Annotated in this window: 10 protein-coding genes; 3 read left to right on the plus strand and 7 right to left on the minus strand. The window is 51.4% G+C overall.

Going from position 1 to position 10,000, the window contains the following annotated elements:
* Positions 1 to 1,028 (plus strand): HAMP domain-containing sensor histidine kinase (locus LDL35_RS00385; protein WP_304018363.1); only part of this gene is annotated, 1,028 nt, incomplete at its 5' end.
* Between the two features lie 3 nt (positions 1,029 to 1,031).
* On the opposite strand, the gene trpA is transcribed toward LDL35_RS00385, so the two are convergent.
* Genes trpA through LDL35_RS00420 form a run of 7 tightly spaced genes read right to left on the minus strand, consistent with a single transcriptional unit; the run spans position 1,032 to position 7,396 of the window.
* Positions 1,032 to 1,811, minus strand: a complete 780-nt coding sequence (trpA, locus tag LDL35_RS00390; RefSeq protein WP_304018364.1) for a tryptophan synthase subunit alpha — start codon at positions 1,809 to 1,811, stop codon at positions 1,032 to 1,034.
* A complete protein-coding gene (trpB, locus tag LDL35_RS00395; RefSeq protein ID WP_304018366.1) occupies positions 1,808 to 2,983 on the minus strand; it encodes a tryptophan synthase subunit beta in 1,176 nt (391 codons plus the stop codon). Before trpB ends, trpA begins: the two co-directional genes overlap by 4 nt.
* On the minus strand, positions 2,973 to 3,605 hold the full coding sequence (locus LDL35_RS00400; RefSeq protein WP_369694874.1) for a phosphoribosylanthranilate isomerase: 633 nt from the start codon (positions 3,603 to 3,605) through the stop codon (positions 2,973 to 2,975). Before LDL35_RS00400 ends, trpB begins: the two co-directional genes overlap by 11 nt.
* Positions 3,545 to 4,303: an indole-3-glycerol-phosphate synthase gene (locus LDL35_RS00405; RefSeq protein ID WP_304018368.1), complete on the minus strand. Its 759-nt coding sequence runs from the start codon at positions 4,301 to 4,303 to the stop codon at positions 3,545 to 3,547. Before LDL35_RS00405 ends, LDL35_RS00400 begins: the two co-directional genes overlap by 61 nt.
* The gene (gene trpD, locus LDL35_RS00410; protein ID WP_304018370.1) at positions 4,300 to 5,304 is read right to left on the minus strand and encodes an anthranilate phosphoribosyltransferase; all 1,005 of its coding nucleotides are present in this window, start codon (positions 5,302 to 5,304) and stop codon (positions 4,300 to 4,302) included. Before trpD ends, LDL35_RS00405 begins: the two co-directional genes overlap by 4 nt.
* Positions 5,304 to 5,882 carry an aminodeoxychorismate/anthranilate synthase component II gene (locus LDL35_RS00415; protein ID WP_304018372.1) on the minus strand — a complete coding sequence of 193 codons (579 nt, stop codon included), beginning with the start codon at positions 5,880 to 5,882 and terminating at the stop codon, positions 5,304 to 5,306. The genes trpD and LDL35_RS00415 overlap by 1 nt, the downstream gene beginning before the upstream one ends.
* The gene (locus LDL35_RS00420; RefSeq protein WP_304018374.1) at positions 5,879 to 7,396 is read right to left on the minus strand and encodes an anthranilate synthase component I family protein; all 1,518 of its coding nucleotides are present in this window, start codon (positions 7,394 to 7,396) and stop codon (positions 5,879 to 5,881) included. The genes LDL35_RS00415 and LDL35_RS00420 overlap by 4 nt, the downstream gene beginning before the upstream one ends.
* Before the next feature lie 397 nt (positions 7,397 to 7,793).
* Between LDL35_RS00420 and LDL35_RS00425 the strand changes: the two genes are divergently transcribed.
* Positions 7,794 to 8,933, plus strand: a complete 1,140-nt coding sequence (locus LDL35_RS00425) for a glycosyltransferase family 4 protein (RefSeq protein WP_304018376.1) — start codon at positions 7,794 to 7,796, stop codon at positions 8,931 to 8,933.
* A gap of 87 nt (positions 8,934 to 9,020) precedes the next feature.
* Positions 9,021 to 10,000, plus strand: a 980-nt coding sequence (locus tag LDL35_RS00430) for an aldehyde dehydrogenase family protein (protein ID WP_304018378.1), incomplete at its 3' end; no start/stop codon positions are given.

Below are 10,000 nucleotides of genomic sequence, written 5' to 3' on the forward strand. Positions count from 1 at the left end.
ATATCCCTCTTGTGAACTCCCGCATATCATCATCATTCTCCGGAACCGGGTTACAACCTCCTCTGGAAGAATGCTTCATCAGTCATACCGGGGAGGTTCTGCAGGTTGAGGTCTCGACCATGGCTATCACATATCGTGGTAAGCCTGCCATTCTGGTGATTGCAAGGGATATCAGGGAACGGAAAAAGGCAGAAGCCCAGCTCAGGGAGTATGCCCGGGTTCTGGAAGATAAAAACCATGAACTTGACTTTTTAACGAACCGGCTGATCGGCATGAACCGGGAACTTGATGATCGTGTCAGGGAGCGGACCGGTGAAGTAAACCGGCTTCTGAAACAAAAAGACGATTTTATCAATCAGCTTGGCCATGACCTGAAGACGCCTTTGACCCCTCTGATCGCCCTGCTCCCGACTCTTCTTCATGAGGAGCATGATGCTGAGAAACGTGAACTCTACGGGGTCCTTCTCAGGTCTGTGTATTCTATCAGGGAACAGACAGAGAAGATCCTCACCCTGGCACGACTCAGCCGGCACGAAGGGGTGGTTGAATTTGAGATGATCCGTCCGGCCAGCCTTATTCATCAGGCCGTAGAGAAACACTGGCTCTTTATCGAACAGAAAAACCTCACTGTGGAGGTGCTGGTCCCTGATGATCTCACGGTGAGTTTTTCAAACCGGGATGCTTCATCGGTATTTGAAAACCTCCTCAGTAATGCCGTCAAATATACCAGGAACAATGGCCGGATACGTATCTATTCCCAGGTGGATGATCAGGCGGTGATTATCACCTTTGAAGATACCGGAATTGGTCTGACAAGAGAAGAGGCCCTCCATGTATTTGATGAATTTTACATGGCCGACCGGTCAAGGCATGACCGTCAGTCATCAGGCCTTGGTCTTTCCATCGTAAAACGGGTGATGGAGTGTTATGGAGGAAAAGTATGGGTAGAGAGTGAGGGAAAGGACACTGGTTCCCGGTTTATGATCTGCCTTCCGCTCACCCGTGACGGATGTTGTAATCTCCCCTGACAATTATCTGAGTGATTGTACGAATGCCGTGATCTCGGAGATAAGCGTATCTGGTCTTGCAAGACTATCCTCGATTTTTCTGACCAGGGCTGAACCCACGATGACGGCATCAGCTCCTGCCTCTGTCCATTCCCTGACCTGTTCCCTGTCAGAGATGCCAAATCCGGGGGCTATCGGGATATCTGTCCTGCTTTTGAGGTCGGCAAGCAGTTTTCGTGCAACCGGGTCGGTCTTCTGTCTCATTCCGGTGACACCAAGAGCCGCGACCAGGTAGATAAATCCACTCTTCACGGTAAGGATTTTTATTAGCCGTTCAGGGGAGGTGGTCGTGCTGACCATCATGACCGGAGCGATCCCTGCAGTTTCTGCTGCGGTAATATAAGGGCCTGCCTCCTCGTATGGAAGGTCTGCAACAACCACGGCATCGATACCGGCATTTGCGGCATCCTGATAGAAGGTGTGAATATCCCGCTGCAGGATCAGGTTCGTGTAAGTCAGGACGACCAGAGGGATATCAGAACTCTTCCGGACTTCTCTGACCAGGTCAAAGAACCGGTCGGTATTCATCCCTGATGCAAGTGCCCGCTGGTCTGCCTGCTGAATGACCGGGCCGTCGGCAACGGGGTCTGAGAACGGAAGTCCAAGTTCGATGATATCCGCTCCACCATTCTCAAGTGCTTTGATGATCTCAAGACTGGTTGCAAAGTCCGGATCTCCTGCGACGGTGAAGGTCATAAGAAGGCTTTTTGTCCTGGTTTCAAATGCCTCCTTGAGACGGTTCATTGCTTTCCCTCCATGTACCTTCGAACGGTTTCAACATCCTTGTCTCCCCGTCCGGAGAGGTTAATGACAATGATGGTATCTTCTGAGAGATCCGGTGCCAGTTTTCGTGCAAATGCAACGGCATGTGAGGACTCCAGTGCCGGAACAATCCCCTCAGTCCGACAGAGGTACAGGAAGGCCTCAAGTGCTTCGGTATCGGTAATTGCCGTGTATTCAATCCTTCCTGAATCCTTATGCATCGCATGTTCAGGCCCGACACCTGGGTAGTCAAGCCCGGCTGATATGGAGTGTGATTCGATTATCTGGCCGTATGCATCCTGAAGAAGGTAGGAATAGTTCCCATGGAGAACACCTGGTCTTCCTCCGCAGAGTGAAGCGCCATGTTTCCGGTCAAGCCCCTCTCCGCCTGCCTCAACTCCGTACATCCTGACTGCCTTATCTTCGATGAACGGATGAAAGATCCCGATGGCATTGGATCCTCCCCCGATACAGGCGATGATGACATCCGGAAGCCTTCCTTCTGCTGCCAGGATCTGTTTTTTTGTCTCATCACCGATGACTCGTTGCAGGTCTCTGACCAGAGTGGGGTATGGGTGTGGTCCGGCGACCGTTCCGATGAGATAATGGGTGTCAAGAACACGGGCTACCCAGTCACGGAGTGCCTCATTCATGGCGTCCTTGAGTGTCCGGGTCCCGCATGTGACCGGGATGACCCGTGCTCCCATCATATTCATCCTGGCAACATTGAGGGCCTGGCGGGCAATGTCCACTTCACCCATGAACACGTCAACCTCAAGGCCAAGGACCGCTCCGGCGATGGCGGTTGCAACCCCGTGCTGCCCTGCACCGGTCTCTGCAATGAGCCGTTTTTTACCCATGTGTTTTGCGAGGAGTGCCTGACCCAGGGCGTTGTTCATCTTATGGGCCCCTGAATGGAGGAGATCCTCACGCTTGAGGTACACCCTGCACCCGAGATCCCGCGACATGTTGGTACAGAAGGTCAGGGGAGTTTCCCGTCCGGCGTAGGTTGTCAGAAACTCCCGGAGTTCTTTTTGAAAGGCCGATCCCGGGAAGATCTTCAGGAACGCATCTTCCAGTTCTTCCAGGGCTCCCATGAGGGTTTCAGGGACAAAGCATCCGCCGTACTCCCCAAGCCGGGTATTAAGCTGCATGGTATGCCTCCCGGGCGTTTTTCACAAATGCCATGACTTTTTTTGCATCCTTTATGCCAGGTGATGATTCAACACCTGATGCAACATCAACGGCATATGGTCGTAATCGTACTGCTTCTTTTACATTGTCCGGGGTTAATCCACCGGCAAGTATGACTGGAATTGTTGACATGGATATGATTGATTGTGCGTAATCGTGATCGTAGAGGGCTCCTTTCCCCATACTTGCATCGACAATCACGGCATCGGCATCTCCGGGTAGTGGATCACCCGGCTGTATGACCCGTATGACCTGGTACGGGCGGTTCGTGGGGAGGGTATGCGGATGGGATATCTGAATGGCCGTCGGCTGAAGGGTAAGCATCTGTGCCAGGTCCTGACTTGAGCTGGTATGCGATACACAGACCCTTCCCATGTATGGTCCGGCAGCCCTGAATATCGCTGCAGCCCTTTGAACAGATACTTCACGGGGTGATTCTGAGAAGAGGACTACCCCGATTGCATCGGCTCCTGCCTTATCTGCAAGACGTGCATCTTCAGGTCTGGTAATGCCGCAGATCTTTATGCGTATACTAACCCCTCCACTCTTTTTCCTGGATTTTTTGAGGACATAATACTTGATCCGATGAGAAACCCGTCTGCGTACTGGCTCATAAACCTGATATCACAGGGCCAGATCATCCCGCTCAGAGATACAACGGTTCTGCCTGCCTGATGAATCAGGGGAGCAATCCGCTTTGTGGTGGACAGGTCGGTTTTGAATGTCCGCAGGTCGCGGTTATTTATTCCGATGAGTTCTGCGCCGGTATCGACTGCCATCCGTGCCTCCTGTCTGGTATGCACTTCAAGCAGGGGTTCAAGACCGCGTTTTTTTGTTGCTTCGACAAAGTGCCCGGTCTCTTCTCCAAGAACTCCGGCGATCAGAAGGACGGCATCCGCTCCTAGAGCCCTGGTTTCGTCCAGTTGCTGCTCATCCACGATGAAGTCCTTTCTAAGAATTGGAACCGTCACCGTGTCCCTGATGGCCGGGATGGTTGCTGAACACCCGGAAAAGTATTCAGGTTCAGTCAGGACCGAAAGAGCACAGCAGCCTCCATGCACCAGTTCAGTTGCAACATCCTCTGGTTTTGCCTCTCTTCTGATGACCCCCCGTGAAGGTGATGCAAACTTGAGTTCTGCAATTACCGGATGTGCATGAGTTCTCCGTTTCTGAATGATTGCATCTTTCAGACTGATGGGAGTATGGGAGGGTGTCTGGAAATTGCCGGGGAGCTCAGACGCCCGCCGGTGGGCTGATGCGACGATATCATCAAGGATCATGCGGATCCCCGAAGTGCCATAACCAGCCGGTATGCCTGTCCTGAATCGACCACGTCCCTGGCAATTCTGTACCCATCATAGATGCAGGTGGCTTTATCTCCGAGGTAAATTGCTGCTGCTGCATTCAGGAGGACAATATCCCGGCAGGGACCTTTTCTTCCTGAGAAGATGTTCATGATGATCGCTGCATTCTCTGCAGGGCTTCCTCCTGCGATGGTTTCCCGCGATACCCTGGTAATTCCGAACTCTTCCGGTGTCAGGGTATACCTGCAGATGGTCCCCCCTGATAATTCATGAACCTCGGTCTCACCGGTGATGGTGATCTCGTCGGTTCCGTCTCCATGAACCACCATGGCATGGGACACCCCGAGGTTTGCCAGTGCTCCGGTTATGGAGGGGATGTGCCGTGTATCTCCGACACCGATCAGTCGTGCCGAAGCTCCGGCTGGATTGAGCAGCGGGCCGAGGATGTTAAAGACCGAGAAGAAACCGATCTCCCGTCGTGCTGAAGCAACTCTTCCGATGGCAGGATGATATCCAGGGGCAAACAGGAATGCGATATTGTGTGATGAGACCGAAGCTGCAGCCTTCTCAGGGGTCAGGGTGATTGGAATTCCAAGGGCCTCGAGCACATCTGCCGATCCTGATCTGCTTGACACTCCCCTATTCCCGTGCTTGACAACTCTGACGCCTGCTGCTGCTGCAACGAGGGCTGCGGCAGTACTGATGTTAAAGGTATGAGCCCCGTCTCCGCCGGTTCCGCAGGTATCAACGAAGGTACCAGAGGTATCTGTTTTTACCCGGACAGCCCGGTCCCTGAGCACATGGGCAAAGGCAGTTATCTCATGAGCGGTCACCCCCTTCATCGAAAGAGCGGTCAGGATAGAACCAATCTGTGCATCAGTTACGTTTCCGTCTGCAATCGAGGTCATCAGATCCCTGGCCTCTTCTGGAGCCAGATCCTGCATACTGACAACTTTCCTGATAGTATCCTTTATCATCAGCATTCACCTCCGTACATGAGGAAATTCTTCATAATGATGCGGCCTGCCGGAGTCATCACACTCTCCGGATGAAACTGCAGGCCATATACCGGATGGTTCCGGTGGGCAACTGCCATGATTGTCTGGTCATCCTGTGTTGTTGCAGTCACTTTCAGGACAGAGGGAAGGGTTTTTGGTTCGGCCGTGAGGGAATGGTATCTGGCAGCAGGAAAAGAATCCGGAACGCCATTAAATATTCCTTCTCCGGTGGTATGGATCTCACTGGTCATCCCATGAACCGGCCGGTCCATCTGCCTGATGATCCCTCCCAGCGTGTCAATAATGGTCTGGTGTCCCAGACATACGCCGAGTATGGGAACCTGTCCTAGGTATGTCTGTATGACCTCTCTGCACACCCCGGAGTCCTTTGGAGTTCCCGGTCCTGGCGAGAGAATAATCCGGTCTGGATCTGCCTTTTGTATGGTTTCTATCGGTTTATTACAGGTGATCGGTACCGGTTCAGCACCAAGGGATCCGACCAGCTGGTAGAGATTGTAGGTAAAACTGTCAAAACAGTCAATGATAACGACCTTCATGGTAATCTTCCTGCGGTGAATACTGCCTGTGCCATTGCTCCTGCCTTTGCCTGTGTCTCATCAAATTCTCTGGACGGGACCGAATCTGCAACGATTCCTGCACCGGCCTGACAGGTGGCAATGTTATTTTTTACAATTACTGTTCTGATTGCGATGGCAAACTCCATCAGTCCGTCAAATCCAAGATAACCTACTGCCCCTGAATAAATTCCCCGGGGGGCAGGTTCCAGGTCCTGGATAATCTGCATGGCACGGATCTTTGGTGCTCCGCTCACGGTTCCTGCCGGAAAACATGCCTCCAGTGCATCAACCGACCCTTTCTCTTTCATAAGTTCTCCGGTGACTACGGAGGTGATGTGCTGGACATGGGAAAATTTGTCGATGGACATAAAATCAGGGACCTTTACGGTTCCAAACTCAGATACTCTGCCGATGTCATTTCGTGCAAGATCGACAAGCATCAGGTGCTCGGCCCGTTCCTTGGGGTCGGCCAGCAGTTCTTCAGCAAGCTGTGCATCCTCAGCCTCTGTCTTTCCCCTCGGTCTGGTTCCCGCAATCGGGACTGTCATAACTGTCCTGCCTTCAGTCTTTACCAGCATCTCAGGGCTGGATCCGATGATGACCTCATCACCAAAATTGAAATAATACAGATATGGTGAGGGATTGATCGTCCTGAGAACCTGGTAAATCCGATATGGATCAGCAGAATACGGGAGTGAAAATCTTCGTGAGAGGACAACCTGAAAGATATCTCCAGCCCGGATGTGCTGCTGGGCCTGTGCCACGGCACGTTCATAAAAATCCCGGTCATGATCCGGAAGATGCACCTTCTCCTGCATGACTATGGGGATTTGATCTCTTTTTTTCAGGTTTGCAATCGCCTGCTCTAATGTGTGGACTCTTCTGACTGCATCATCGTATTTTTCCTGAGGGTCATCCCCGCACTGAACAAAAGTCCCTGCAATCAGCAGACAGGAGTGGGCAACATGATCAAAGATGATGAGATCTCCTGGGATCATGAGTCTGATTACCGGGCCCTCCTCCTGTCCTGCCTGCACCATCCCTTCGGTGATGTCCCGGACCAGATCATACCGGCAGTAACCTGCCATACCGCCGGAAAATGTGCCTGCATCTGGTGTGTATGCAGATAATTCTCTCTGGATTATCCGGAGCACATCGGTCGGGGACGTTATCTCCTGATCCTGGAGCAGATTTTGAAATACGTCCTCCTCTTTGCCTGATATGTTGCATGAATCAGAAACCGCCAGTGTTGCGAGCGGCTTTACTCCGATGATTGATCTGACTGCACGTTTTGGAACACCTTCCATCGACTCAAGTAAAAATCCCTGTTCCTGTGACAGGGCGGCATATATCTCTGCAGGATTTGCAGATGGTTCCGGTATTGGGAGAAAAACCGGAATATAGGTCGTTTGTAGAGCGGATTTGGCGATCTTCTCATACAGGTGATATGGGAAAATCTCCATGGACTGACCTGCCTTCATGGCAGTATCCATTCCACCGGCATCACCTTTTGGAATACCTGGCTTATCATGATCATATATGTAAGATAATGTGCATATATATACATTATTGTCTGTTTTAAACATGGAAAAAAAATTCTGTATTTCATTCAATTGTAGCATATATTATGAAAAGACTTGAAAACCGTGTGAGGCGCTCTAAAATGAGATCCAGACGGTATCTGACAATTTTGTCTTTTTAATGTACGGCAAATGAGTGCATATATATATTATCAAATCCCATTGGATTTTGTTCTGCCCTCATGAGGGGCAGTGGACAAGACGGCACTGTAAGACCTTCCAGAAACAGAGTAAAACACACAACTGACATCGAACATTCCGTAAAAAACGGTAGATAACTCTGCCGGGTGATTTATCAGGGAGCATATACGTGGAGCGAAAAAAGATTGCATTCTTCTGTTGGGAGTCGTTGTACTCCGAACGGGTGGGCGGACTTGCGAACGCGGCAACATATTTGGCTCAGGAGCTTGCGAAAAGAAACGAAGTTCATTATTTTACCAGAGGGGATAGCGATTTTTCCTTCAACGGTGTGCACTACCATGCGGTCAGACCGGAAGGGGGAAATATCGTTGAATACTGCCGGAACATGAGTCATGCCATGGTGAACCGGTTCAGGGAGTATGATGGGACTCCTTTTGATATCCTTCACTTTCATGACTGGCATGTAACCGAAGCATTACACCTCCTGCAGGACAGAAATACCATCTTCACGTACCATTCAACCGAATATGGACGAAATGGCAACGAACACGGAAGCTGGTGGGAATACCACGAGATATGCGGGAAAGAATGGTATGCAGGCCTGATTGCCCGTCAGGTCACCACCGTCAGCAATGTTCTTCGTGAGGAGGTCATGAACCTGTACCAGGTTCCTGACTGGAAGATCCGTGTCTTTCCAAACGGGGTCATCCCTGAACAATTTGATGTAGACCTTGATCAGGGAGCATTAAAAGCCGAGATGGGAATTCACCCCTATGCACCGACCATCCTCTTCATCGGACGGATGGCATACCAGAAAGGCCCGGACCTTCTCCTTGATGCCCTTCCGATGGTGAAGGAAGAGTACTGGGGAGTGCAGGTGATCATGGCCGGAGACGGAGGCATGCGTCCATGGCTGTCACAGGTTGCATATGATCGGGGGCTTCCTGTCCGGTTCCCGGGGTATATAACCGATGCAGAGTATGTCCGGCTCCTCAATGCGGCTGACCTTGTCGTCATACCAAGTAGGAATGAACCGTTTGGGATAGTACTTCCCGAGGCATGGAGTGCAGGACGCCCGGTGGTGGCGTGTGATGTCGGCGGGTTACATGAGAATATTGAGTCATATCGAGATGGCATAAAAGTCCCAGTATCAGCTGACCGGATAGCAGAAGGCATCTGCCAGGCCCTTGAAGATACAAATCGTCTCTCAAAGTTTGGCAGAACCGGACGATCCAAGGTGTACCGGCAGTTCAGATGGGAAGGAATTGCGCAGAAACTTGACCGAATGTATGGGACAGTCTGCAGCTGACCTGTATCTCCTCTCTTTTTTCACCTGACCATGGAGATTTTTATTCCTGCATCATAATCTCTGAGCATGACATCAAAGCCGGCTCCTATGAATCAGGAATCTTATGACATCTATAATCCTGCTGATGGGAGTCTTGTCGGCAGCGTTCCTGCGGGAACACCCGATGATGTGAATAATGCGGTCAGTACCGCATGGGAAGCCTTCCGGTCCTGGTCTCAAACCGATCCCCTTGACCGGTCAAAACTCCTCTTTTCTGCAGCTCAGCTTGTACGGGCTGATACTAAGGATCTTGCCCGCCTGCTTACCAGGGAGCAGGGAAAACCACTTCGTGAATCCATGAATGAGGTAGCAGGATTTGCCAGGGTGCTGGAGTATTATGCCTCAATCTCCGGCACTCTGCAGGGTGACTCTGGGTTTAGCAAAACGTATGGGCACATGATGGTCATGCGGCAGCCCCTTGGTGTCTGTGCAGCCATCATCCCCTGGAATATGCCGGTCCTCATCATGGGTTGGAAGATTGGGCCGGTACTTGCAACCGGAAATACGATGATAGTAAAACCGTCAACGACCGCCCCCCTGACCTGCAAAGCCCTGGCAGGATATCTGTACCGTGTTGGCGTTCCTGAATCAGTCCTTCAGCTGGTGACCGGATCCGGAGAGGTGGTGGGAGATGCACTTGCCCGACATCCGGATATCAAATCACTGTCATTTACCGGTGCTTTTCCGACAGGTATTCAGGTTGCAGAGCATGCAGCAAAGACCTTAAAGAGGACCATACTTGAACTTGGCGGGAGTGATGCCATGATCGTCTGTAAGGATGCAGACCTTGAAGCGGCGGCGAAGGGAGCAGTGTCAGGCAGGTTCTTTAACTGTGGCCAGACCTGCACTGCAATAAAAAGGGTATTTGTTGATACCAGCATCTCTGCACCCTTTGTTAAGCGGGTCAGGGAACTGGCCGGTGCACTTCAGGTTGGAAACGGGCTTGTAGCCGGTGTGGATATGGGGCCGGTTCATACCAAAAGACAACGGGATATACTCCATTTACAGGTGCAGGAGACCGTGGATAA

The sequence above is a fragment of the Methanospirillum hungatei genome (genome assembly GCF_020216685.1).
GTDB classification, from domain to species: Archaea; Halobacteriota; Methanomicrobia; order Methanomicrobiales; family Methanospirillaceae; genus Methanospirillum; species Methanospirillum hungatei_B.

Bases quoted from the DNA above. Each gene is read 5' to 3' on its own strand.
- LDL35_RS00415 (WP_304018372.1), bottom strand. From the start codon at position 5,882: ATGAAGGTCGTTATCATTGACTGTTTTGACAGTTTTACCTACAATCTC.
- LDL35_RS00405 (WP_304018368.1), bottom strand. From the start codon at position 4,303: ATGATCCTTGATGATATCGTCGCATCAGCCCACCGGCGGGCGTCTGAG.
- trpD (WP_304018370.1), bottom strand. From the start codon at position 5,304: ATGATAAAGGATACTATCAGGAAAGTTGTCAGTATGCAGGATCTGGCT.
- LDL35_RS00420 (WP_304018374.1), bottom strand. From the start codon at position 7,396: ATGGATACTGCCATGAAGGCAGGTCAGTCCATGGAGATTTTCCCATAT.
- trpA (WP_304018364.1), bottom strand. From the start codon at position 1,811: ATGAACCGTCTCAAGGAGGCATTTGAAACCAGGACAAAAAGCCTTCTT.
- trpB (WP_304018366.1), bottom strand. From the start codon at position 2,983: ATGCAGCTTAATACCCGGCTTGGGGAGTACGGCGGATGCTTTGTCCCT.